This is a genomic window from Enterobacter cloacae complex sp. 2022EL-00788, assembly GCF_026627565.1.
In the GTDB taxonomy this organism is placed as follows: Bacteria; Pseudomonadota; Gammaproteobacteria; order Enterobacterales; family Enterobacteriaceae; genus Enterobacter; species Enterobacter pasteurii.
The window spans coordinates 222,316-245,104 of the sequence record NZ_JAPNMC010000004.1 but is presented as its reverse complement, the minus strand read 5'-3'; the positions used below and the strand labels follow the sequence as shown (position 1 = coordinate 245,104).

Genomic DNA, 22,789 nt, shown 5'->3' with positions numbered 1-22,789 from the left:
GGGGCTCGATCGTTCCCTCTCCCCTATGGGGAGAGGGCTAGGGTGAGGGGCGAGTCTGTTCTTTAAACCGGCAAATCAATCAGCAGCGCGCGCAGCGGCGTATCCGCCTCCAGGGTGATATTCGCCTCATCGCGAATAAACGCCCCGTCGCCGCAGGTGAGCGCTTCTTTCTCTTCCGCGTGCGTTACCGCATGCACCGTACCGTGAATGGACTGTAAGTAGGCGCGCGGGCCGTGCAGCTGGAAGCTCGCCTGTTCGCCTTTTTTCAGCTCAATATGGTGCAGCCACACCTGCTGACGCAGCTGCAGGCTGCCTTTGCTGCCGTCAGGCGACGCAATCAGCTGCTGTTTATCGCCCTTCAGATCGATCTTTTGCACCAGCGGGTTTTCCCGCTCGGGGCAGGCGTCCAGCCACAGCTGCATGCGGGTCAGCGTTTTGTCTTTGCTGAGGTTATGCTCGCTGTAGCTAATGCCCGGCTGCGTGGAAATTAACAGCGCCTCGCCAGCCTTTGCCTGGACATGATTGCCCTCGCTATCGCGGTATTCTGCCTCGCCTTCCAGGATCAGGTTCAGGATATCGACTTTCGGGTACGTGCGCGGCTGGAAGGACGCGCCCGGGGCGAGCACTTCCTGGTTCAATACGCGCAGTGAAGCGTAACCGAGGAGTTTAGGGTCAAAGTAGTGTCCAAAGGAAAAGGTGTAGCGGGCCTGCAGCCAACCGAAATCGGCTTGTCCGCACTGTTTAGCTGTTCTTGTCGTAATCATAAACTTGACCTCTCTTTACACTAAATCAATGGTAAAGGTATGGACGCTGCATTGTTAGCCAGATATTCTGCCCGGTATGTTCAAATTTCCTGAATGAGAACGAGATGGCTAAAGAGAGAGCATTGACGCTTGAGGCGCTCCGCGTCATGGACGCAATTGACAGGCGTGGCAGCTTTGCCGCGGCGGCAGATGAACTGGGGCGCGTTCCGTCTGCGCTGAGCTACACCATGCAGAAGCTGGAGGAAGAGCTGGACGTGGTGCTCTTCGATCGCTCCGGTCATCGAACTAAATTCACCAACGTTGGCCGGATGCTGCTGGAGCGCGGGCGCGTGCTGCTGGAAGCGGCGGACAAGCTGACGACGGATGCTGAAGCGCTGGCCCGCGGCTGGGAAACCCATCTGACGTTAGTTACCGAAGCGCTGGTGCCCACCGAGGCGCTGTTCCCGCTGGTGGACAGACTGGCCGCAAAAGCCAATACCCAACTGTCGATCATTACCGAGGTGCTGGCAGGGGCGTGGGAGCGTCTGGAGACGGGCAGGGCGGATATCGTCATTGCGCCGGACATGCACTTCCGCTCCTCGTCGGAAATCAACTCCCGCAAGCTCTACAGCGTCATGAACGTCTACGTTGCCTCCCCGGATCATCCTATCCATCAGGAGCCGGAGCCGCTCTCCGAGGTCACGCGCGTGAAGTACCGCGGCGTGGCGGTCGCGGACACCGCCCGTGAGCGTCCGGTACTGACGGTTCAGCTGCTCGATAAACAGCCTCGTCTGACGGTGACCTCGCTGGAGGACAAACGGCAGGCGCTGCTGGCGGGGCTGGGCGTGGCAACCATGCCGTACCCGTTTGTGGAAAACGATATTGCGGAGGGGCGGCTGCGGGTCGTCAGCCCGGAGTACACCAGCGAAGTGGATATCATAATGGCGTGGCGTCGCGACAGCATGGGCGAAGCCAAATCGTGGTGTTTGCGTGAAATTCCAAAGCTCTTTGCGCATCACAACAAATAAGCGGGCAGGCCCGGTAAGCGTAAGCGCTACCGGGCAGTAATTTACGCGCCGACCTTAGGATCCGGACCAAAGCGGTTTTCGCCCGGCGTCCCGCTCTGACAGTGGAAAACCAAAATCACGAGCCAGCCGATAATCGGAATCAGCAGCAGCAGCAGCCACCAGGCTGAACGATCCGTGTCGTGCAGGCGTCGGAACATCACGGCCCATGACGGTATCAAAACCAGCACGCTATAAATTGCAGTAAGGATCCCTTTTCCGTCAGAATCATCCCAGCCGAGAATCTTATCCATAATGCCCAGCACCATCATAAGTACAGCGTTCACCAGAATGAACATCCAGTACTCTTTGCGGCGGGCGCGGCCACCAAAACCAAAATAATTGCGCAGTACTTTTAAATACCAGTCCATTTTCCTTGCCTCTTTAATCAGTCAATCACTTGTTTTCTAAGCGATCGAGGTAAGGATAGATGCACGGCGTGAATTAAAAAAGGGAATCTATTGATTCCCTAAATAATTATCCAAAACGAACGTCGCGCCCGTGCGGTTCAACCAGATCCTGCCAGGGGCCAACAGAGATAATGCCCGTTGGGTTGATGGTCTTATGGCTGCGGAAATAGTGGGTGCGAATATGATCGAAATCGACCGTTTCCGCGATCCCCGGCGTCTGGTAGATATCGCGCAGGAAACCGTGCAGGTTCAGGTAGTCGCTGATGCGGTGTTTATCGCACTTGAAGTGTGTAACGTAAACCGGATCGAAGCGGATCAGCGTAGTCCACAGGCGGATGTCCGCTTCCGTCAGGCGATCGCCCGTTAAATAGCGGTGCTGGCCGAGGATCTGCTCCAGGCGCTCCAGAGAGGCAAAGACGCTGCCGACCGCTTCGTCGTACGCTTCCTGGCTGGTGGCGAAGCCGGCTTTATAGACGCCGTTGTTCACGCTGTCGTAGATCCAGCCGTTCAGCTCGTCAATTTTTTCGCGCAGCTCAACCGGATAATAATCCCCGGCGCGGGCACCGTGCGCGTCAAACGCGGTATTGAACATGCGGATGATTTCCGCAGACTCATTGCTGACGATCGTCTGGTTTTTCTTGTCCCACAGCACCGGCACGGTCACGCGCCCGGTGTAGTGCGGATCGGCGCGCAGGTAGAGCTGGTAAAGGAAATCGTGGTGGTAAAGATCGTCGCCGGTCGCGGCAGGGAAATCACTGTCAAAAGTCCAGCCGTTCTCCAGCATCAGCGGGTTCACCACCGAAACCGGAATTAACGATTCGAGACCCTTGAGTTTGCGCACAATCAGCGTGCGGTGCGCCCACGGACAGGCGAGAGAAACGTACAGATGATAACGGTCTTTCTCCGCCGCAAAACCGCCTTCGCCACTCGGGCCGGGGGCACCGTCGGCGGTCAGCCAGTTACGGAAGGCCGAAACAGAGCGCTTAAAGCGTCCGCCGGTGGATTTGGTGTCATACCAGACATCCTGCCAGACGCCGTCTACGAGTTGTCCCATTCTTTTCTCCTCCGTCAGATAGCAAAAGCGAGGAGAGATCTCCTCGCTTTCAGTTCAGTCAGTATAGCGTGCTTACCACTTCTTATTCAGAAGGCGTGATGTTTTCAGAGCCTTGAAAATATTCAATTTTTTCTCTTCTCCAAAATCTCTCCAAAACTTTTCACCAAAACCAATGACCGATGTAGAACAGAGCGACCATCACTAAGGCCGCGCATTTTACAATAATTTTTCTTGTGATCGGGAAAAAACGGCCATTCAAATGACCAGCTTGACCCATTCCTGCCCGCGAGTGTCATTATATTTATCGGTAGTTGCCTGCACTTTATGACCCAGCAGAGTTTTCGTGTCGATCCCCTGTGCGCGATATAAACGTTCTGACAGAGAGCGCTGCTCGTGAAATGTTGTAGGTGTTTTTCCCTCCGGTGGTTTTATACCTGCCAGATCCCTTGCGTCAGCAAAATAATCAGTCAGATTGTCTTTGCTCATCGGCTGACCTTTCTTCTGTAATTGGCTATGCACCAGATAAGGACTAACAATCCGGTCACGACAGCCAGCAATAACCTCCCTAAGAGTCATCCCTACCGCTTCGCAATAAAGCGAGAGAGGTAAGGCCAACCTCATCCCGGTTTTCCCCTGAACCACGTGTAAGTGATCATCCCACACATCAGAGAATCTCATTTTGACAATGTCCTCTCTTCGCTGCCCAGTCACTAAAGCCAGGAGCATTGCGTTTCTGTTGTAATGCCCCTCGGGAGTAACGTTAAAGATTGCCCGCCAGTCCTCGATGCTCAACCGCGCCCGCTTGACTTTCGGTACCGGTTTGCGCGTCGCCTCCGGAGGGTTCCAGCCTGGCGGAACTTCACCGGCATGTTGTGCCTCGCGATAAATGTCTATCCACACCACGCGGTTGTTTAGGGCTGTGCTTGTCTGACCTTTATCAAGCCATTCTTCCAACAGGAGGGAGAAGTCACGAACTTCCAGGCTGCGCAGAGGATGATTTCCCAGGCGTTCTGCCAGTAGGTTCGCCATCCTCATTTTTTCTTTTAATCGGGTTTCTGAAAGTTCGCCATTATCCAGCCGGCCACGCTGCACTTTCTCATAACGAACGATCCACGCCTTTAAACTGATCCCGCGGGCTTTATTCGCTGATGGTTTTTCGTCGATCTGCTTCAGAAAAAATTCAGCTTCAGCAGCTGCCAGGCGCTGATTTGCGGTTATAGCAATTTTTTCTGCTTTGGCTTTGTCGGTACCGAGCCCGTGAAATTTTCCCGTTACAGGGTTTTTATACTGGTAATAGGTTTTATCAGTGCGGCGATCAAACCGGGCGTAAAGCCCGGGAATGGATATGCTATTTTTTCGTGGCCTTGGTGACATGGTTCAGGATCTCCTTCAATGCCTCATCGTCATCTTCGTGGATTTCGGGAGCCACCCCGACGGCACTTGGCCCGACGTAGATTGCGCTGCGGTCAACGCACCATCGGCCACGTACTTTTTCAGGTTTTGGATTGATATAGCCAAGCTTCCCATACTTAACCAGCGTAGTGTTTGTGATCTCAAACCCGAATCTGCCGGACTTCCATTCCGCTAGTGGTATCAGAAATTGTTCTCTCATAGCTATCACTCTCGATAGCCAGCTGCGATCATACGTGCTGCAGCTGGCAGATATTGAATCTCACGAATCAGTTAACCTTGGCTGGCATCGCCCTGATCAATCGGGCGTGTTGATAAATTTCCTCACCAGCGCAGTTTCCATTCTCCTGATACAGTCGCGTATCCTGGTCATTTGCACTTCGGGAAACTGACTCCGCCCCATCTCTTCCAGCACGCTGACGAGATGGTGATCCTGGACTTTGGTCGCCAGTACGCGAGCGCATGCACGCAATGATTCTCCGATACGCCGCTTTTCTATGGCTGCAAACGCTCGGCACAGCTCCAGAGTTACCAGCGTGTCGGGAAATTCTGCAAATCGGGTATTGGCGATGACTTCCTTTGCTTTGCTCACTCTGCAATCTCCTGCTGACTGATAACGCTGCTGGCAAGCCACACGGCCATACCCGGTAGATCATCGTACTGATTGCAGTATGCCGGGTTAGCACATAACCCCTGCAGCGCGGCGGCCGTCAGCTGCTGATGATAGGTAAGGGCGAATGTTGATGGCTCAGGTACGGAAGTAGGCCGCTGTTCTACTGGTTTGGCCTTGATCTCAGGGGGAGGCAGAACCACCGCTGCTGGCTCTTCCTCTCTTGCTGCCGGCACAGGTTGATCAGCATCCTGGGCTGAGGTTAACGACTCAACAGAGAATACTCCACCGCCCAGGTTCTCCACCCGCGGTTGATCACCTGCTTGCTGTTCAGATGCTGTGCTCTGAGCGAATGCCTCGTTGAGTTCTTTGTCGAGTTGCGCAGCTTTGCCAGGGCAGACTGCTGGTGGCAGAGTTTCGCCCGGTACAGTCGATTCGGTTTCATCATTTTCAGTCTCCTGCTTGATGTTGCCACATGCGATATCAATTGTTTTCTGATCAGGTTTAGCGTGGTTAAATTCAACGAGATTGCGGTTAATGTAAGCACGCAGATCAACCGGTTTGAGGTAAAGGTCTTCAGGTGCGGTTTTAATCAGCGCGATAATGGCTGCGCGGGAGAAGTCCAGAATACCCGGCGTGCCGCGTAATTTATTCCACCAGGCAGAAAAGCGGGGATCAGTTCCTGCGCTTTCAATTTCTTTGGCCCGGCGCATAATCTCGGATGGGATAGCATAGATATCGAAATCCATAGCAACCGCGAGAATGCCCAGCGCGGTTTCCAGGCGGAGAGTTGCCAGGTTATGCACCAGGTCAGGGCTGCGATCGGTAGGGTTATTTCCGCCCAGGCTGGCTTCTGTGTCAGGTTTGATGTCGGTAGATACCGGTTCCCGCTTGACTGCCGGAGTGTCGATCCACTTACTGATCCCTTTTTTGATGTCAGGCCACTGTGTTGAAACCTTCATGGTTTTGCGGACCCACGCCAGTAGTTCCTCCTGCCGTTCGCCACTAAGAGCAAATACGCGGGGCTCTTTCACGAAGGCCTGGGCCAGTTCATGCTGGAAGCAACCATCGTCATCGTTTTTTAAATCCACAACCTGGCCGTATTGCGCATCGGTGATCTCCTCCACTGCGCCGAACAGAGCGAGGCATGCCGCGCGGGAATCCCGATCAAGGTTGCGTACAATCATCACGCCAGAAGTGTGTCCTGTTTCGTTGTTATCGGTTGCTGGTTGCTGTGAAGCAGCTGGTTCACCGCGGTTGGTATTCCAGACAACGTGCTCACCAAAGAAATCAGAGCTAAACACATCAAGCTCAGGGCAGGGGAGATCATCATGGTGTTCCCAGATTTTCACCTTAAAATAATCATCAATATGTTCAGGATGTTCAGCCGCAAGCTTACCGAAAATGACGGCCTCAGCGATGGCTTTTGTGGCCGCATTAACTGCGGTGGCAAGTGGTTTTAAATCGGGATGTTTTTTTAATGCTTTATCTTTTGGGAAGTAAGCACCACCAAATACTTTTAACTCAACAGACATAATAACCTCATTTAATATTTGAAAAATGATGTTGAATGAAATGGTTTGCGGATGCCGCGTTTTACTTTTCTTAAAGCTTCACGCTTTTCTCTTTTTTCATTGCATTGCTCACATAAATAAATCGTGCGTTTAAAGGGATATATGGGTGTTTTCCTTTCGCGCATTTCAGATTTTTTATATTCGTGGCAGCAAACAGCGCAATGACAAATGATGTCATCCATATCAATTAAGTTGTTGGCGTTTATGGTCGTAATAGGACATGCCACAGGAGTTCTGGGCTTCTGCGAACTTCACAGAAAGCAAACTAATATGTTTAACAGCGCAGGCTGGGCAATCGAACTCCCCGAGTACGTAGCCACCATCAATCACAACGGTAACAGGGCCAGAGGATGGCAAATGAACCACGCCTGAGATAGCACCGTTAACATTAAAGGTTGCAAGGTCTTTATTTACGATTGCCAGGCTCAATTCTACGGTAGTAATAGTTGCTTTCATTTTATGATCCTTGATTTAAGGTGTGAAAATTCCTGCCGTTTAAGGCATCGATTTTTAACTGTTTATGATTAAATACCTGTCGGATTACTGCGTCAGTTTTGACGCGTAGAAATTCAAAGTTCAGGGTTGCCTTTTTGAGCCAGCAAATAACAAAGTTGTCGAAGTTTTATTTCAAACCAGTTAAGGCGGACTGCCTGTTGCCGTGATGGTTGACGATTAAAGTCTGTCATATTGAATCCCCTCTGAAGGTTACTAACAGCCATCTACAATTTTCGATTGCCCACAACTGGAAGCACACTCCGCCAGCTAACAAACCAATCCCCATTAGTGAAAGGGTGGAATGTGCTTCCATGTTATGGACGATTCATATGCCTATATCCGAACTTCAGCTGACAAGCCGGAAACCGCGTTTAATCAAATTCTTAGCTTCCACTGCAGTAATTACCTTTATCGTTTCTGCATCATCATTGATCAGAGCTTTGGCAACGAACTGATTTCGAGCATGGATAATCACCACCTCCGAACCTTCGTTTATTGTTGCTAAGTAATATTTCATCGACTGTCTCCTGAACTCTACTAACCCTCTTCTACGAATCATCCGGTCATTCATACGCCACCGGCGGCTACTTCGTGGGCATCCTGCCTGTTCGCTTTGTTCACCCTTATCGCCGGGTAGGCGGAACGTTTACCTGTCGCACCTGTTGTGCTTCGATGAGTAGAGAATACAACATAAAGTAGATGTGTCAACACTAAAAGTAGAAATTGAGAAGGGTTGTGCTACTTGTGGTAGTGGTGAAAGGCGTAAAAAAACCCGGCATGTGCCGGGTTATTTGGGATTTTTTTTACTTCTGCGGGGTGTTGGCGTACTTCAGAAAGAAATCATAAAGCTGCTTATACCGCATTTCGAACGCCAGTAGCATGTTCTTGGCTTCGACGCTTGGGAACTGCCTATACACTCGAAGCAGCCGCTTTTCGTCTTCGCTTAAATCTCTGAATTCCGCATCGCTGTCAATGTCAGGATCTGTCGCCGGGAAGCCCGAAAACTCAGTTTCCGGAAGCTTGATGGGTACACTCTCGCCTTCGCCATAATCAAGCCATGCCGCTTGGACATTTAGCCAGTCAGCTATCTTTTGCAGTTTCTCATCGCGTGGCTTAGCCGTGCCCAGCGTATAACGACGAGCCATTTCGTATGTGACATCGCAAGCCTGGCTTAAATCCTTTACGGAACGGCGCTGTCTGCGCATTTCTTCGGTAAGCCGGTGAGCGAAATCCTGATGTTTATTCGCTTTTTCTACCATAGGTAGAAGAGTAAGGCACGGCGCGTTCATAGTCATTTCTATTTTTCGTAGTTGTATTTTCTACTTTATGTAGTATATTGCAGTCATCGACTCATTCAGGAGAACACGATGACTACTTCATACAAGAACATAACGGAAAAGGCGGTAAGGTCGATTGGTTCGGTATCGGCCGTCGCCCGCAAATTCAACTTTAAGTCCTCACAGTCAGTAGCAAACTGGATTATCCGAAACCGAGTTCCAAGTGAGCGAGTTATTAAGCTCTGTGAATTTGGCGGCTGGACAGTTACCCCGCATGAGTTACGTCCGGATTTGCATCCAACCCCTACCAGCGGAATTCCTGTTCAGGATATCCCACGCGCGCAGAAGGAGTCTGACTGATGGAAATCAAAAAACTGGCATGTGAGCTGGAGTCCTGGGCGCAGGAAAAGGGCTGGAAGACAGTGACGCAGCTGATAACCCCTCATCACTTTGGCGATCTGCTTCAGTCACTGGATGACGTAATGGATCCGGACGAGTACGCGCGGCGGCTGCACAACAACAAGCAGATTATTCAGCGTGCGTTCCGCAACGATACGCCGAACTACCTGAAACAGGCGGAAGCGCTGAGCTATGCCATTCGTACCGCCATTGATAACGAACTGGCGCAGAAGGACTGCATGCATTACCGGGCGGCTAGGGTCAACAAAGAGTGCATTGAAGCCACCAATGCTGTCTTCACAGGCAAGCCGCAACCGGTAATCCGACGCGAGACTCTGGAAGCGATCGATGCGCTGGCGCAGATGGCTGGCGTGAAAGTCCAAATTATGCACTGCCACCGTGCGGCGTAAGGGTCAGTAAAACCATGAATCCATCTGACATCATTCGCGGGTTCGGTCGTCCGGTTGCTTATTACCCGGCACTGGCCGAACACCTCGGCGGCGTTAGCGCCACAGTTCTTTTTTGCCAGATGACCTACTGGATGGACAAGCTCACCTCTGATCTGGGTGTGCATAAAACCTCAGAGGAAATTCAGGATGAAACCGGGCTGAGTTACGAAGAGCAGCTGACGGCCCGGAAAAAGCTTAAGCGTCTGGGGGTTTTGGTAGAAACACATAAGCGACTGGAGCACCGGATTTACTTCAAAGTTAACTTTGAGCGAGTGGATCAAGTACTAACGCAAGCCATTGATAAATCACCAAATGGGCAAAACCCATTTCGGGAAATGGGCAAAGCCCAGGTCGGTAACGAGGGAATCCCTTGTTCGGGAACTGGGGAAAGCCCAGCCCGCGGGGACGGCAAAACCCATTTCGATCCTACAGAGATTACTACAGAGACTACTACAGAGAATAAAAACACTTCTTGTCCGGACGCTTCGCTGTCGGACGAACAGCTGACCAAAGAGGCTTTTTTAAATCGTCATCCAGAGGCCGTGGTTGCACATGCAGGGAAACGGCAGTGGGGAAGCAAGGAAGATCTGACCTGCGCCCAGTGGATGTGGAACCGCATCGTCAAACTGTATGAGAAAGCCGCTGAGACAGACGGGGAACTGGTGCGCCCTAAAGAGCCTAACTGGACTGCATGGTCCAATGAAATCCGGCTGATGTGTGCCGTTGACGGCAGAACACATAAGCAAATTTGCGAAATGTTTTCGCGTGTACAGCGAGATCCGTTCTGGTGCCGGAACGTGATGTCACCGTCAAAACTGCGCGAAAAATGGGATGACTTAATTCTACGACTGCCATCACCAGGGGCGGCTCAGAATCAGGCTGGTGGCCGGGATATCAATCAGATCTCCCGTCCTGACAGCTCCGTTCCGCCAGGATTCAGGGGGTAAGCATGCAAAACGCAGGTTCCATTCTCGATCGCCTTCGCCGCGTAATTCCGCAGGGCGTAGAACCCAAATTCAAGAGCGCCGCAGAGCTGATGGCCTGGCAGCGAGAGGAAGGGCTAAAACGTGCCGCTGAGGTGGACAAACTCAACCAGCAGGCACGTGCAGAGAAAATTTTCGGGCGATCCGGGATCCAGAACCTGCACCGCAGCTGCAGCTTCGCGAATTACACGGTGAACGGCGATGGCCAGCGCCACGCCCTGAGTATGGCAAAGAGCTATGCGCAAAATTTTGGAACCGGCTTTGCGAGTTTCGTTTTCACCGGAAAGCCGGGCACTGGCAAAAACCATCTGTCAGCAGCCATTGGAAATTATCTGCTGAAACAGGGGCGAACGGTCCTGATTGTGACGGTTCCGGATCTGACCCTTCGCGCCAGGGCCTGTTATGACGAAGGGCGTTCTGAAGCCGCGCTGCTGGACGACCTCTGCAAAGTTGATCTGCTGGTGCTCGACGAAGTCGGTATTCAGCGCGACAGCCGCGGCGAGAAAGTTTTGTTGAACCAGATTATCGATCGCCGCCTGGCCGCCATGCGCCCGGTTGGTGTTCTGACCAACCTGAATTACGACGCGCTGGTAGAAACCCTGGGTGAAAGGGTTGTTGACCGCCTGCGCATGGATAACGGCATTTGGGTGAACTTTGACTGGGAGAGCTATCGCGGAAACGTTAGCCACCTGAGACCTGTTAAGTAAATTTTGAGGAGAAAATTATGGAATCTGTAATCGACGCACTTAAAGCCATGAAAAAAGCGACATATCGCGAGGTTGCCGCCCGTCTTGATATTGAGCCCGTAGAAGCGCTGAACATGCTGCGCGAGCACAAACAGCAGGGTTTGTGTGATTTCTTCGATGGGTCATGGTCAGTCGGTACCGCGAAAGAGCAGGCCAGGGAGCTGGCAAAAGCACCAGCTGTAACGCCAGCGCATCAGGCACCGCGTCTGAAAGGTGAGGAACCAGCACCGGTTGATGCTGAGGCCGTCCGCCAGCTGCTCGGCAAGAACGGAGCTATGACCACCGCGGCACTGGCCGCAGTTGTTAACCGTAATGCCCGCGGCATGGTCTCAGTGATGCTGGCGTTTGAGCGCCAGGGTGTGGTTATCAAAAACGGCAAGGGGAAGGGCGTTACATGGTCTCTCCCTGTCACCGGCCAGACTGAAACAGACAGCACCGAAGCGGTACAACCTGAGGCAGGCACGGTGAATATCAAGTTTGAATCAGCGCCAGACAGTAAATCCCTGAATGAAATTATTGGAGATATTCCTGCATTCACCGCCCGCCCGGATGACCTGATTATTCCGTCATCGCGCTTTATTTCGAACGAAATCCGCCGCACAAAAGCGAAGCTGTCAAACCTGCAGCGTCTTCAGGGTGCCGTTCGGGAGCTGCGCCGCCATAAGCATCTGCTGGAGGGGCTGGGGAATGACTGATTTACCGAAATGCCCAGAATGCGGGATGGCTCCTTCTCTCAAAGTTCGCAGCCGGGGAATGAACTGGGGGTCGGCAGAGGTTCGCTGTTCAAACGGTTGCCCAGGCGTCCGCGCGGGATTTTCGTTCCCGCCTGATGGTGAGGCTGCGGCCCGGCAAGTGCTTCAGGAAAAATGGAAAGAGCTAGTGGGAGGGCTTAACGATGCCAAGACCAAAAACGCATGAAGAGCGCACCAGGATTATCAACCGGATTATCGAACTGGTGAAAGAGCATGGGCGCATCACTACGAAAGATGTCGTTGCGATGTTCGACCTGCATCGCACAACCGCTGAGAAATATCTCCGCACCGCGGTAGAGCAGGGCGGCCTTGTTCGCCACGGTCGCTGCGGTATTTTCCGTGACCAGCGCGCAACCATTGATTTTGACCTGAAACGTTTTTCGAATAGTAAGGCGGCAGCATGAGCAAATCACTGAATTCCCGTTGCATCCGTCGCTGGGAAGTTGAGTTTAAGGGCGTTTGCGATTCGAAGGTAAACCCATGGTGGCGTAAGCGTGACCTGCGCGGTTATATCCGTGAAGCGGCACTGACAACAGCTGATTGCATGGTGCAGAGCATGGCAGAGCGGAACGCCCGGGTCGATTTTTGTGGTACCGACAATGGTTGGACACCGGAATTCTCCGCCTGGTACAACGAACGTCGTGAGCAGTACCTCAAGGAGGCGCGCGACTACCTGAACGAAGACGCCACCAACGACGAGATTGACGAAGAAATTCGGAACGAGCTGGAGGCCTGGTATGACTGAGCATGTTGTTTTGGACATGTGCTGCGGTTCCCGCATGTTTTGGTTTAACAAGCGCGATACACGCGCGCTTTTCACTGATATCCGTAGCGAAGAGCATGAGCTGTGCGATGGCCGCCGCCTGATTATTAGACCTGATCTCATTGCTGATTTCCGCGACCTGCCATTTGCTGATGCCTCGTTCCCGGTGGTGGTATTCGATCCGCCGCACCTTGAGCGTGTCGGTCAAACGGCGTGGATGGGTAAAAAATACGGGCGATTGAACAAAAAAACTTGGCGTTCTGACCTGCGCGCCGGTTTCAAAGAGGCGTTCCGTGTATTGCGACCACACGGTGTACTCATTTTCAAATGGAACGAAACACAGATACCAGTTAGCCAGATTCTGGCGCTGACAGACGAGAAGCCAGCTATTGGTCAGCGTACCGGAAAGAACGATAAAACCCACTGGATCATCTTTGTGAAGAATTCAATTGCACCGCTGCAGGAGGTAAAAACGTGTACCTGATGGAGCTGTTATCAGGCGCAGTCTGGCTGGTGGTTTTAATCGTGCTGGTGCTGCTGGCTCTGAGAAGAATTGATTACTGATTAAGCACTTACCCGCTTTGGCGGGTTTTTGTCCTACTCCAAAGCCCTTTAACATTTCGTGCTGTTAAACCGTTGATCAATTCCATGTGTGAGTGTACTGTATAAATATACAGTAACATTGTGGAGGCGATCACCATGGGTTTTCCATCACCAGCAGCAGACTACGCAGAGCAAACCCTCTCAATTACCAGTATCTGCGGTTATGACGGCAACTGCCGCACAATCGAAACCTCTTCCGGTTACGCAATCATCAACATTGCCAGAAAGGCGAAGATTGGCGACACGGTGCTCATTTCCTTCTGTGGAAAGCTGGACTTCGCCTCCGTTCAGGGGAAAGCACTCATCACGCCTGACGGAGAGGCGATTGAGGGGGATGCGCTCGACGATGTGACCGTCCTTGGGGTTGTTACTTATCTTCTGAACAGCGTTACTGACACAGACGACAGGCCAGTTATATAGCAGAGCGTGCATGATTCCTGTGCTTAAATAGCCGATCGGTTACACAGATCAATTACGGTTAATTGATCTATCTAACCTATTAGACGTTCATGACGATGGCTGCTTTAGTTACGTTCAGCGCGCAGGGAGAAAAGGGCCGACCCCCGATTAGTCGGGGATGACTGAATTGAATAGGATTTTTCGTTATGAATGAGCAAGAATTAATCGCTGCCGTTCGCCCTGCTGGACGTTATGAGGTAGTGAGCCGGGAGGATGGCTCCTTTGTTGTAATCCCTGTACCTGCCGAAGCAATACTCATCACCAGGGAAGCACTCAGACAATGTCTTGAGCGCTTCCGCAACCCTGACAACTGATTTATAATAATCAAGCTGGCCTGAACAACCAGCGCCTGTCGCACCATCACCGGAGAAAAGTGATGGCGCAAAGAACTACCCAGAATTACCCACACCGCCCGTTTACGCGCGGTGTTTCTGCTTATGCTGGTGGTCCAGCATGAAGAAAGCAGACAGCATCCATCTTTCACGTGTGGCCGCACTGGGTTGTATTGTGTGCCGCAATCAGAACCTGGGCGAGACGCCTGCTGAAATTCACCACATCCGGACCGGTCAGGGCACAAGCCAGCGCGCTGACCATCGGAAATCAATCCCCCTGTGCCATATGCACCATCGCAACGGCGGTTACGGTGTGGCGATTCATGCTGGCCGCCGCGCCTGGGAAATGAAGCACGGCACCGAAGCAGAGCTGCTGGTGCAGGTTCTCTATTTGCTGGGAGAGCCTGCGGATGAATAAGCCAGTCAGTTATGGCTCAGTGTGCAGCGGCATCGAGGCCGCCAGCGTGGCATGGCATTGCCTGGGCTGGCAGCCAGCATGGTTCGCTGAGATAGAAAAATTTCCCTCCGCTGTTCTGGCGTACCGCTGGCCGGACGTCAGCAACCTGGGCGACATGACGCAAATCGCCGCGGCAATCCGTGCCGGAAAAATCGACGCGCCCGATGTGCTGGTGGGGGGAACCCCTTGCCAGGCGTTCAGCGTAGCGGGTTTACGTAATGGGCTGGCTGACGAACGCGGCCAGTTAACTTTGGCTTTTGTGGAGCTGGTTAATGCTATCGATGAAAAACGCAGAGAACAGGGAAAACCTCCCGTCATCGTCGTCTGGGAAAACGTCCCCGGCGTATTCAGCAGCAAAGATAACGCTTTCGGATGTTTTCTTGCAGGGCTTGCCGGCGAAAGCTGCGCGCTGGAATCACCAGGGAAGCGATGGTCAAACGCTGGTTATGTGCTGGGACCAGAAAGAGCTATTGCCTGGCGAGTGCTCGACGCTCAATTTTTCGGAGTGGCCCAACGACGCAGACGTGTGTTTGTTGTCGCAACAGCTAGAGGGGATATCGATCCCGCAAAAATTCTTTTTGAGTCCGAAGGCCTGCGCCGGAATTCTCCGCCGAGCAGAAAAGCGAGGCAAGTCATTACCTCAGATGCTGGCTATCGCGTTGCTAACGGTAGTCACTGGGATGGGGAGCATAATCCACATCCAACGCTGAATCAGTCATTCAATACTGGCGGGATAGGTGCGAGTAATCAGGAGGTTTTTTCACAGCGAGGATCTGGATTAGTTTGTGAAACTCAAAATTTTCGCGAGTTAGCCGGAACATTAACTGCACGACATGATTCATCGCCATGTGTTGATCGGGGGATGAATGTTGTTGGAACTTACCGCATGGTTGCCTTCGGTGAGTATTCTAGTGATGAAACGGCTTCAACACTAAAAGCCCGTGATCACAAAGATGCGACCGATTTAGCTGTGACTTATTCCGACATCAGCAGGACGTTGCTGGCAAAATCTAATGACAGCATGGATGATACCCTTCAAACCTACGCCATTCACGGCACACAGGATCCTTGCACGCTGAGCAATATGGCGCATACCCTGGGCCGTAACCATGGCCAGGAAAATGCGGTTATCGCGTTCAGCTCTAAGGATAGTGGACACGATGCCTCCAGCGAAATTTCACCAACACTCCGTGCAGGCAACAGCGCACATGGAAACCAAAATGCCGGATCACCTCCCGCTGTCGCTTACGCATTCAAGGGAGGCCAGGGAGCAAAAGCCCATGGAATAGGTTATGCCTGCGAGCAGGCACCTACGCTTACCAGCGCCAATAGCGGGAGCAATCAGGCCCCTGCAATCATGCAAAATATGGCAGTTCGCCGCCTGACTCCTGTCGAGTGCGAACGCCTGCAGGGCTTCCCCGATAACCACACCCTGATCCCCACACAAAAACGTAAGCAGCTCACCGCTGAAGAATACGCCTACCTGCGCCACCACCGGCCAGAACTGACTGCAGAGCAGGCTTATCGCCTGGCCGCTGATGGACCGCGCTATAAAGCGATCGGCAATTCAATGGCGGTGCCGGTTATGCGCTGGATTGGCTCCCGAATCCAGGAGGCGCTGCGTGCCTAAATACATCATCACCCCAGTGGGAAAACCCCGCATGACCCGCGCTGATAAGTGGAAGCAGCGCCCGCCGGTGATGCGTTATCGCATGTTTTGCGATGAAGCCCGCCTGCATGGAATCCGGGTGCCGGAGAACGGCGCCCATATCACCTTCGTTTTGCCGATGCCGCAGAGCTGGAGCAAGAAAAAACGCGCGTCTATGGACGGCCAGCCACACCAGCAAAAGCCAGATCTGGACAACTTAACAAAATCTCTGTTGGACGCCTTGTTTGAGGATGATTCCCACATTTGGGACGCCCGGACATCAAAAGTATGGGGCGAAACCGGAATGATAATTATCGAGAACATTGGAGAGAAAAATGCGTGACATGTACGAGGTAATGGACCTCTGGGGAGCGTGGGCGGCAGCTGATAGTAGTGGTGTTGACTGGCAACCTATTGCAGCCGGGTTTAAAGGTCTGTTGCCACACGGGAAAAAGTCGCGTCTGCAATGTGACGATGATGAGGGAATCTTAATAGATGGCTGTGTATCACGTCTAAAAAAGTACAGGCCAGAAGAATATGAGCTGATCATTGCTCATTTTGTAATTGGTATCTCACTGCGTTCTATAGCGAAGAAGCGGAAATGTTCAGATGGGACAATAAGAAAAGACTTACAGACAGCTCTTGGGTTTATTGATGGATGTATGTGTTTGATTTTATCTTAAGTTAGACGGTTGCTACTCTTTTGCCTGGGCTTTAGATTCGAACTCGGTTAAGGCATCAATGCGGATGTTGATGTTTTTCAAAAGTTTATTGTCTAAATCGACAAGGCATTGGTTATAGTGCGCAATTTGTTCAGTAGTTAGGTTAGGGTTGGCCAGACAGTTCGTAATGAATTTTCTGGCCGTTTTTATTTCTCTTTTCATTCTTACGTCATTGAGCGTAGGCAAACCTACGTAAGCGATGAGAAGAATTACCACGTGAGATAAGCCAACGGCGGCTCCAGGCGCTAACGATTTGAAGAAGGCCAGTTGAGGGAGCCAGTCAAAAAGGAAATTCAGCCCCGCAGTGATAAGGGTGGTAAACCACGCCTGCATTGCCAGGTAGGATTTAGCGTTCGCCATTCACCTTCCTGCACTCGCTTCGTTACGTGTTTTGAGTTCGCGTAGCAGCAACGCCAACTGTTCAGCGTCATTTTCGTTTCTAACGCTAACTTTCCGTTTGGAGGTTTTACCTTCAGGATCAGTATAAGTTAGTTCAATGTACGCATTCGGCTTTACCCAAACCAAAAACCTAAGCACAGCATATCTGACCGTCATTGCGACGGCCATGAATACAGTGATGTAAAGCATAATGCTTAGGATGGACATGATTTAAAGTAGTTTCCTGTCTGCTGCTGCTCTGTGGCGTATAACTTTAGTGATACTATAACGTGGTTTAGATAGTTCGCCATTCGTTTCTTTTGTTGTTTCCGTTAGTTCTACAACAAAAAGATCGTCTTTACAGAACGCTGCCTGGTTGTGTTCAATCCGTTCGAGAAAAGCCTCATCTTTCATAGAGGCGCTGACCTCTTCACCACCTGGTAGGATGATGTCCCAGCTTTTGCCTTGCTTGAAGCGAACATTAGCAAAATGTACGTTAGCTTCGCGTGTCGTTACGTGCGTTTTCTCAACAAAAGTAGATTTTGCAACTTTAAAGCTAGCTGCTTCAACTTGTGTCACCCTGACTACTTTATGGTCATGTTGTGAAACCGAGAACGTAGATGGTTTGTCAGTCTGCAGGGGTTTATAGATTAACTTATCCAGTTCCTTTCGAATGATTGGACTTGTGATTAATTTCTGAATGTCGTTACTGCATTCAACCTTTTCACCATCCACTTCGATTTCTGCAGTGTCTTTTTGTTCATCGACAACAATGGAGCTAATTTTGCGCCCCTTTAGCCATTCGATTATACCGAGCACACCGCCTGCGGCAGCTCCGGCACCAGCAACGAGACCAAGCGCATTAATGGTTTTAATGCTCCCCATCACCGCTACCAGCAAAGTAAATGAACCTTCTTTTGTCGCTTTAATGTTGACTTTCGGCTCAGCAGTTTCGCCGTTAATTATTTTTTCGGCATGTTCAATAAGGGTGCTAAGCGAAGTCAATGCTTCGCCTAATGTTTTCGCATCGATCTGATTATCTGCGTAAGCCTCGCCACCATAGGCAATTTCGATTTCGGTTACTGGCAAGTTTTCGAGTTGCTGTGTCATCAAAAAGCATCCTTTGCGAAAGAGAAATAGCCACAGGATACAGATAATCTTGGGAAAATCACTAACGCGTACGCAAAAACTATCGTAACCTGTTAAGAGTGGTTACTTGGTCACACCGCTTAATTCTCTAAACCCGTCATCAGTGCGGTTTTTTTTACTTTTAAGGGCTGCCTTTGGGCGGCCTTTTTTATTTCCTTCACACAGCACCCGCCCACAGCGAGGTGAGAGACGATGAAAATGCCACACAATCCAAACAACTGGCCTGACTGGCTCGAACTCTTTCAGAGCTGGTGGCGTGGAGAAACGCCGCTGGGTGCCGTACTGATGGCATTCATCATGGCCGCGCTTCGCATCGCATACACGGGCGGAGGCTGGAAAAAGATTTTGCTCGAAGGGCTCCTGTGCGGTGCGCTGACCCTGACGGTCGCCTCCGGGCTGGAATATATGGAATGGCCTAAATCGCTGTCGATTGCCATTGGCGGTGGCATTGGCTTTATCGGTGTTGAGCAGTTCCGCCGTTTGCTGCTTGGCATATTAAACACCCGCCTGGGAGGTGGTAATGCAGCAAAATGATTTACGCTGGCTGGCTGAAGGCCGCAAATATATCGGGCAGATGGAAATCAAAGGCCCGCGCCATAACCCGTTAATTCTCCAGTTCTGGAAGGACATCAAACGAGGCGGTATCAAAGATGACGAAACTCCCTGGTGTGCTGCTTACGTCGGGTCAATGCTCGAACGCGTCGGCATCCGGTCAACCCGGTTCGAATCAGCAAAATCATACCTCAGCTGGGGAGTACAGCTTCGCGAACCAGCTTACGGATGCGTTGTTGTATTCAGTCGCGACGGCGGCGGGCATGTGGGGTTTGTCGTTGGACAGGCAGATAACGGCGATTTGATGGTGCTGGGCGGTAATCAGTCAGATGCCATCAACATTCGCGCTTTTTCCCGTTCCCGCGTCACCGGCTATCGCTGGCCTGTTAACGAACCGCTGGACAGCAGGCCATTGCCGGTGATGAGTGCCGCCAGTTCGGTAAAAGAATCATGATCCCGTTGCTCCCGGCAGCGCTGAAACCCTCATGGCGGGTGTTGGCGCTGCTGCTCATCATTGTTGTCGCGGCGGGAACCATTGCGATCCTCACCATCCGGCTGGCACACAGCCAGGCAGATAATCGCGTTCTGGCGTCGGATAACCAGCTGCAGGGGCAGGTTATCGCGACGCAGGCGTTCAACTTCAACCGGTTCAATCAAATCTCTGAGCATGCCAACAGGCTGAATTCACTGATTGACACCGGCACAGAAGAAACTGTCATCAAATACCGGGAGATTCTCCGCCGTGAAAAAACCTGTGATCTGCCTGTTCCTGCTGACATTGCTGGTGGGCTGCTCGAATACGCGCACCGTTTACGTGCCAGCGCCATGCACACCGATACCAACAGACCTGACGCAGCCGATGATCGTTCCGCTTCCGCCAGCTCAATGACGTACTGCCAGGCTGTGTTGTGGATTAAGCCGCTGCTGGCCGTCATTGAGAAGGGCAACAATAACTTCGCAGGTATTAGAGAAATTGAAAAAGACAGGCAAGGATGAAAGGGCTCCTTGAAGGAAGCCCTCACTTTAAGTTTATAAGGATTTTGAAAGGAGAGCAGTAACCCTTTCATGAAGCTGTTCTGCATATCCTTCATTTACGGGGTTATCAAACTTATACGGCGATGTTGCTTTAACCGCAGTGTCATAACTATCGCCCAGCAACCCCGGCTTATTAGCCAAAGAATTCCATGCAGAAGACATCGTTGTTATAGCAATCCTTGCTGCATGTTGATCTAACAGTAAATCTTCAATGATTGATTCTAATTCGCTAACGCGTTTTTCAAGGTCTTGCATCAAATTACCTCTTTTCAGTTATCGCGAAAATGCAGATGGAATATATCATTTTTCTAACCGTTACGTTCATTCCAGAGTTTTACCATTCGCCCAGAGAGTTACTGACCTGTCCAGTAATGGCGAAGCACCGTTTAATCTTCCCCGCGCTGCAATGTAACGGGTTGGAAGTGCAATCACTGTCCATTTTCCAACCAGCGATCTGCTAAAAGGGATTGGCATTACAGCAGGCATTCACTGAGTGCCTGTGATAATGTTGATTTTGTGGTGAATGCGCAGGCTGATGCGCAGCCAGAGAAGCCGTTACAGCTTGGGGCGGTGGAGGTGTTATCAAGACGAGGGCGTAGGGGAGAAATCTCGCGAAGCCATACATGCCGGAAAATCAGTGCCGGTCGCCACAATCCTTAATTCTTTCCTCGCCCATCATGCCCAAAACATTCTTCTGCATCGGTAGCGGTCCGTCGTTGACTCCGGATGATTGCTTGCGCGCCAGCGATTCAGGTCTGCCAGTTATCGCCGTTAACAACAGCTGGATGGCAGTTCCTGGATGTGAGCACATTTACGCAGCAGATTGCTGCTGGTGGGAAGAATACGGCGCAGGGATAACATCCGAGGCGGCCCGCTGGTGTGGTGATGAATTCACGGCCAGGCGTTTCGGTATTAACTGGCTACCGTCTGCAATCCCCGGTTCGTTTAATTCTGGTCAGCGAGCGATTGAGCTGGCGATCCACCTTGGCGCCAGCCGCGTTTTGTTACTGGGCTATGACTGCTCAATACGCAACGGTACCCACTGGCACGGCAACCATGCTCTGTTGTCCAACCCGGACAAATTCAGCGTAGCACGCTGGCAGGATGAATTTTCCCGCCTCCGTGCTGTTGCTGGTGGTGTCGAGATTATTAACTGTTCCCGCTTTACGCGGCTTACCTGCTTCCCCCAGCAGTCCCTCGAGACTGCACTTTCTCTGTAGGAAATTTATGAAAAGACGAAAGGTCTGCATCCGCGGGATGTACGGGCTTGGTGACTCTATTTACCAGCGGGCGTTTGTGCGCCAGTTCCCCGGCGCGTATCTGCGAACACCCTGGCCGGAGCTTTATTGCGATCTCGATGTGAATTTTGTTCGGTCAAATACTTCACTCAGGACGCAGCGGAAAAACGAAGAGCAAACGGGTGTGGAGTTTGTGCAGGAGCCGTCGCGGCCGTCAGAGATTCTGACAATTTTTTATGGCCCCGAAGAGCTGAGTAAAGGATCCATCATTGACGCCATGACCTGGCAGTTTGGCAAGATGGCCAGCGTCTTTGATCTGCCGTCATTCGGTGAATCGCCGGTACAGGTTGATAAGCCGGTTGCAGTAATCCGTCCGGCCACCGTTCGCAAAGAGTGGGCGAACCCCGCGCGAAATCCTGACCCCAAATACCTCGCGGAAGCCGCACGCGAGCTGCGTAAACATTTTTACGTTGTGAGCCTGGCTGATCTTGAAGAGGGTGAAGAGTGGCTGGTGGGTGAACTTCCGGAGGCCGATCTCTATCTGCACAAAGGCGAGCTGTCCCTAACGGAAATGCTGGCGCTGGTGGAACATGCCGCCGTCGTGGTTTCCGGGGTTGGCTGGGCGCTGCCAGCGGCTGTCTGCTACAAAACGCCTGTTTACATCATTCAGGGCGGATGCGGTGCGCACAATGCCCCGCACATCGTTACCGATCCAGATATGGATCTTTCCCGCGTCGGCTGGGCGCAACCGGATGATTACTGCATGTGTGCGAGCATGGATCACGACTGCAACAAGCACATCACCGGATTCCTTGATAAATTCAAAGGCTGGTTACATGACATTGTTCTCACATGAAATGCAAAACGGCCTTGTCTGGTTGCCCGAGCTGGGCATTGGCCGTTTTCCGGTACCACCAGAGCGGCCATACGACGCCAGTTATTTTGCAAAGTATCGGCAGATGGCGCAAACCAACATGGGTATTCAGCTGAACGCGGCACGTATTCAGCTGGTGGCCCGCCATCATCAGGGCAAAGTGCTCGACGTGGGGATCGGGTCCGGTCAGTTCGTGGAGACACGGCCTGATACATGGGGCTATGACGTGAACCCTGAAGGGATCGCCTGGCTTAAAGCTGGTGGCCGCTGGGCTAACCTTTACGACCCTTATTTCCCTGACGGTGATTTTCCTGCGCTGACGTTCTGGGATTCGCTGGAGCACATCGACGATCCAGAAGCAGCTGTGGCGCGTGCCGGTCAGTGGGTTTTTGTGTCTCTGCCTGTCTTCAAAAGTGCAGAACATATCCTGACGTCCCGGCATTACCGCAAGGACGAGCACATCTGGTATTTCACCGACGGCGGCATCCGGCGCTGGTTTGACGCGCAGGGTTTCGTTTGTGCTGAACACAACACCATGGAGAGCATGTTGGGGCGCGACGGCATCAGCAGCTATGCGTTTAAGCGAAACGAGGTCTGAAATGAAAGTGAGGTC

Annotated in this window: 32 protein-coding genes and 1 pseudogene; 20 read left to right on the top strand and 13 right to left on the bottom strand. The window is 51.9% G+C overall.

What is annotated here, in order from left to right:
• Window positions 1-62: 62 nt before the first annotated feature.
• Complete coding sequence (locus OWK27_RS08140) at window positions 63-764, bottom strand: pirin family protein (protein WP_242170357.1); 702 nt, start codon at window positions 762-764, stop codon at window positions 63-65.
• A gap of 104 nt (window positions 765-868) precedes the next feature.
• On the opposite strand from OWK27_RS08140, the gene OWK27_RS08135 reads away from it, so the two are divergent.
• Window positions 869-1,771: a LysR family transcriptional regulator gene (locus OWK27_RS08135; RefSeq protein WP_267590201.1), complete on the top strand. Its 903-nt coding sequence runs from the start codon at window positions 869-871 to the stop codon at window positions 1,769-1,771.
• 41 nt (window positions 1,772-1,812) lie between these two features.
• On the opposite strand, the gene OWK27_RS08130 is transcribed toward OWK27_RS08135, so the two are convergent.
• The 9 genes from OWK27_RS08130 to OWK27_RS08090 all read right to left on the bottom strand — a co-directional run bounded on the left by OWK27_RS08130 (window position 1,813) and on the right by OWK27_RS08090 (window position 8,655).
• The gene (locus OWK27_RS08130) at window positions 1,813-2,178 is read right to left on the bottom strand and encodes a DUF805 domain-containing protein (RefSeq protein ID WP_148418369.1); all 366 of its coding nucleotides are present in this window, start codon (window positions 2,176-2,178) and stop codon (window positions 1,813-1,815) included.
• A gap of 106 nt (window positions 2,179-2,284) precedes the next feature.
• The gene (locus OWK27_RS08125) at window positions 2,285-3,271 is read right to left on the bottom strand and encodes a glutathione S-transferase family protein (RefSeq protein ID WP_267590200.1); all 987 of its coding nucleotides are present in this window, start codon (window positions 3,269-3,271) and stop codon (window positions 2,285-2,287) included.
• A gap of 255 nt (window positions 3,272-3,526) precedes the next feature.
• A complete protein-coding gene (locus OWK27_RS08120) occupies window positions 3,527-4,645 on the bottom strand; it encodes a phage integrase Arm DNA-binding domain-containing protein (protein ID WP_267590199.1) in 1,119 nt (372 codons plus the stop codon).
• Window positions 4,620-4,883: an excisionase gene (locus tag OWK27_RS08115; RefSeq protein WP_259387644.1), complete on the bottom strand. Its 264-nt coding sequence runs from the start codon at window positions 4,881-4,883 to the stop codon at window positions 4,620-4,622. Before OWK27_RS08115 ends, OWK27_RS08120 begins: the two co-directional genes overlap by 26 nt.
• A 96-nt stretch (window positions 4,884-4,979) precedes the next feature.
• Entirely contained in the window at window positions 4,980-5,273 is a 294-nt protein-coding gene (locus OWK27_RS08110) for a hypothetical protein (protein ID WP_038419767.1), read from the bottom strand.
• On the bottom strand, window positions 5,270-6,826 hold the full coding sequence (locus OWK27_RS08105) for an exodeoxyribonuclease VIII (protein WP_267590198.1): 1,557 nt from the start codon (window positions 6,824-6,826) through the stop codon (window positions 5,270-5,272). Before OWK27_RS08105 ends, OWK27_RS08110 begins: the two co-directional genes overlap by 4 nt.
• Window positions 6,827-7,048: 222 nt before the next feature.
• Complete coding sequence (locus OWK27_RS08100; RefSeq protein WP_114518985.1) at window positions 7,049-7,321, bottom strand: hypothetical protein; 273 nt, start codon at window positions 7,319-7,321, stop codon at window positions 7,049-7,051.
• A gap of 385 nt (window positions 7,322-7,706) precedes the next feature.
• Complete coding sequence (locus tag OWK27_RS08095) at window positions 7,707-7,877, bottom strand: hypothetical protein (protein ID WP_248065217.1); 171 nt, start codon at window positions 7,875-7,877, stop codon at window positions 7,707-7,709.
• A gap of 286 nt (window positions 7,878-8,163) precedes the next feature.
• Entirely contained in the window at window positions 8,164-8,655 is a 492-nt protein-coding gene (locus tag OWK27_RS08090) for a helix-turn-helix domain-containing protein (RefSeq protein ID WP_214602825.1), read from the bottom strand.
• A 72-nt stretch (window positions 8,656-8,727) separates the two neighbouring features.
• On the opposite strand from OWK27_RS08090, the gene OWK27_RS08085 reads away from it, so the two are divergent.
• The 13 genes and pseudogenes from OWK27_RS08085 (at window position 8,728) to OWK27_RS08025 (ending at window position 16,911) form a co-directional block, all read left to right on the top strand.
• The gene (locus tag OWK27_RS08085; RefSeq protein WP_032663354.1) at window positions 8,728-8,997 is read left to right on the top strand and encodes a transcriptional regulator; all 270 of its coding nucleotides are present in this window, start codon (window positions 8,728-8,730) and stop codon (window positions 8,995-8,997) included.
• Window positions 8,997-9,446 carry a toxin YdaT family protein gene (locus OWK27_RS08080; protein ID WP_267590197.1) on the top strand — a complete coding sequence of 150 codons (450 nt, stop codon included), beginning with the start codon at window positions 8,997-8,999 and terminating at the stop codon, window positions 9,444-9,446. The genes OWK27_RS08085 and OWK27_RS08080 overlap by 1 nt, the downstream gene beginning before the upstream one ends.
• Before the next feature lie 14 nt (window positions 9,447-9,460).
• Window positions 9,461-10,432 (top strand): hypothetical protein, encoded by a 972-nt coding sequence (locus OWK27_RS08075; RefSeq protein ID WP_267590196.1) that lies wholly within the window; start codon window positions 9,461-9,463, stop codon window positions 10,430-10,432.
• A gap of 2 nt (window positions 10,433-10,434) precedes the next feature.
• Entirely contained in the window at window positions 10,435-11,175 is a 741-nt protein-coding gene (locus OWK27_RS08070) for an ATP-binding protein (RefSeq protein WP_102752837.1), read from the top strand.
• A 17-nt stretch (window positions 11,176-11,192) separates the two neighbouring features.
• Window positions 11,193-11,909: a DUF1627 domain-containing protein gene (locus OWK27_RS08065; protein ID WP_267590195.1), complete on the top strand. Its 717-nt coding sequence runs from the start codon at window positions 11,193-11,195 to the stop codon at window positions 11,907-11,909.
• A gap of 200 nt (window positions 11,910-12,109) precedes the next feature.
• Window positions 12,110-12,370: a DUF977 family protein gene (locus OWK27_RS08060; RefSeq protein WP_267590194.1), complete on the top strand. Its 261-nt coding sequence runs from the start codon at window positions 12,110-12,112 to the stop codon at window positions 12,368-12,370.
• Window positions 12,367-12,711, top strand: a complete 345-nt coding sequence (locus OWK27_RS08055) for a hypothetical protein (protein ID WP_267590193.1) — start codon at window positions 12,367-12,369, stop codon at window positions 12,709-12,711. The genes OWK27_RS08060 and OWK27_RS08055 overlap by 4 nt, the downstream gene beginning before the upstream one ends.
• Window positions 12,704-13,213, top strand: coding sequence for a class I SAM-dependent methyltransferase (locus OWK27_RS08050; RefSeq protein WP_267590192.1), 510 nt, complete (start codon window positions 12,704-12,706; stop codon window positions 13,211-13,213). The genes OWK27_RS08055 and OWK27_RS08050 overlap by 8 nt, the downstream gene beginning before the upstream one ends.
• 215 nt (window positions 13,214-13,428) lie before the next feature.
• Entirely contained in the window at window positions 13,429-13,752 is a 324-nt protein-coding gene (locus OWK27_RS08045) for a hypothetical protein (protein WP_267590191.1), read from the top strand.
• 492 nt (window positions 13,753-14,244) lie between these two features.
• Window positions 14,245-14,541: a Ref family recombination enhancement nuclease gene (locus tag OWK27_RS08040; protein ID WP_267590190.1), complete on the top strand. Its 297-nt coding sequence runs from the start codon at window positions 14,245-14,247 to the stop codon at window positions 14,539-14,541.
• Window positions 14,534-16,201: pseudogene (locus OWK27_RS08035) on the top strand (DNA cytosine methyltransferase); the annotation flags it as partial. The gene OWK27_RS08040 and the pseudogene OWK27_RS08035, both read left to right, overlap by 8 nt.
• A gap of 1 nt (window position 16,202) precedes the next feature.
• Window positions 16,203-16,571 carry a RusA family crossover junction endodeoxyribonuclease gene (locus OWK27_RS08030; protein ID WP_267590189.1) on the top strand — a complete coding sequence of 123 codons (369 nt, stop codon included), beginning with the start codon at window positions 16,203-16,205 and terminating at the stop codon, window positions 16,569-16,571.
• Window positions 16,564-16,911: an antiterminator Q family protein gene (locus OWK27_RS08025; protein ID WP_267590188.1), complete on the top strand. Its 348-nt coding sequence runs from the start codon at window positions 16,564-16,566 to the stop codon at window positions 16,909-16,911. Before OWK27_RS08030 ends, OWK27_RS08025 begins: the two co-directional genes overlap by 8 nt.
• Window positions 16,912-16,923: 12 nt before the next feature.
• Here OWK27_RS08025 and OWK27_RS08020 read toward each other — a convergent pair whose 3' ends face one another.
• Both OWK27_RS08020 and OWK27_RS08015 read right to left on the bottom strand, forming a co-directional pair.
• Window positions 16,924-17,310, bottom strand: coding sequence for a hypothetical protein (locus OWK27_RS08020; RefSeq protein WP_267590187.1), 387 nt, complete (start codon window positions 17,308-17,310; stop codon window positions 16,924-16,926).
• 249 nt (window positions 17,311-17,559) lie between these two features.
• Window positions 17,560-18,438 (bottom strand): hypothetical protein, encoded by an 879-nt coding sequence (locus tag OWK27_RS08015; RefSeq protein WP_267590186.1) that lies wholly within the window; start codon window positions 18,436-18,438, stop codon window positions 17,560-17,562.
• Between the two features lie 231 nt (window positions 18,439-18,669).
• Between OWK27_RS08015 and OWK27_RS08010 the strand changes: the two genes are divergently transcribed.
• The 3 genes from OWK27_RS08010 to OWK27_RS08000 are packed head-to-tail and all read left to right on the top strand — an operon-like array spanning window position 18,670 to window position 20,025.
• Window positions 18,670-19,011 carry a phage holin, lambda family gene (locus tag OWK27_RS08010; RefSeq protein WP_105572770.1) on the top strand — a complete coding sequence of 114 codons (342 nt, stop codon included), beginning with the start codon at window positions 18,670-18,672 and terminating at the stop codon, window positions 19,009-19,011.
• Complete coding sequence (locus tag OWK27_RS08005) at window positions 18,998-19,483, top strand: TIGR02594 family protein (RefSeq protein WP_267590185.1); 486 nt, start codon at window positions 18,998-19,000, stop codon at window positions 19,481-19,483. Before OWK27_RS08010 ends, OWK27_RS08005 begins: the two co-directional genes overlap by 14 nt.
• On the top strand, window positions 19,480-20,025 hold the full coding sequence (locus OWK27_RS08000; RefSeq protein WP_267590184.1) for a hypothetical protein: 546 nt from the start codon (window positions 19,480-19,482) through the stop codon (window positions 20,023-20,025). The genes OWK27_RS08005 and OWK27_RS08000 overlap by 4 nt, the downstream gene beginning before the upstream one ends.
• 33 nt (window positions 20,026-20,058) lie before the next feature.
• On the opposite strand, the gene OWK27_RS07995 is transcribed toward OWK27_RS08000, so the two are convergent.
• Entirely contained in the window at window positions 20,059-20,319 is a 261-nt protein-coding gene (locus tag OWK27_RS07995; RefSeq protein ID WP_267590183.1) for a hypothetical protein, read from the bottom strand.
• Window positions 20,320-20,798: 479 nt separating this feature from the next.
• Between OWK27_RS07995 and OWK27_RS07990 the strand changes: the two genes are divergently transcribed.
• Genes OWK27_RS07990 through OWK27_RS07980 form a run of 3 tightly spaced genes read left to right on the top strand, consistent with a single transcriptional unit; the run spans window position 20,799 to window position 22,774 of the window.
• On the top strand, window positions 20,799-21,284 hold the full coding sequence (locus tag OWK27_RS07990; protein WP_267590182.1) for a hypothetical protein: 486 nt from the start codon (window positions 20,799-20,801) through the stop codon (window positions 21,282-21,284).
• A 7-nt stretch (window positions 21,285-21,291) separates the two neighbouring features.
• On the top strand, window positions 21,292-22,158 hold the full coding sequence (locus tag OWK27_RS07985) for a hypothetical protein (RefSeq protein ID WP_267590181.1): 867 nt from the start codon (window positions 21,292-21,294) through the stop codon (window positions 22,156-22,158).
• Window positions 22,139-22,774 (top strand): methyltransferase domain-containing protein, encoded by a 636-nt coding sequence (locus tag OWK27_RS07980; RefSeq protein WP_267590180.1) that lies wholly within the window; start codon window positions 22,139-22,141, stop codon window positions 22,772-22,774. The genes OWK27_RS07985 and OWK27_RS07980 overlap by 20 nt, the downstream gene beginning before the upstream one ends.
• The last annotated feature ends 15 nt before the right edge of the window (window positions 22,775-22,789 follow it).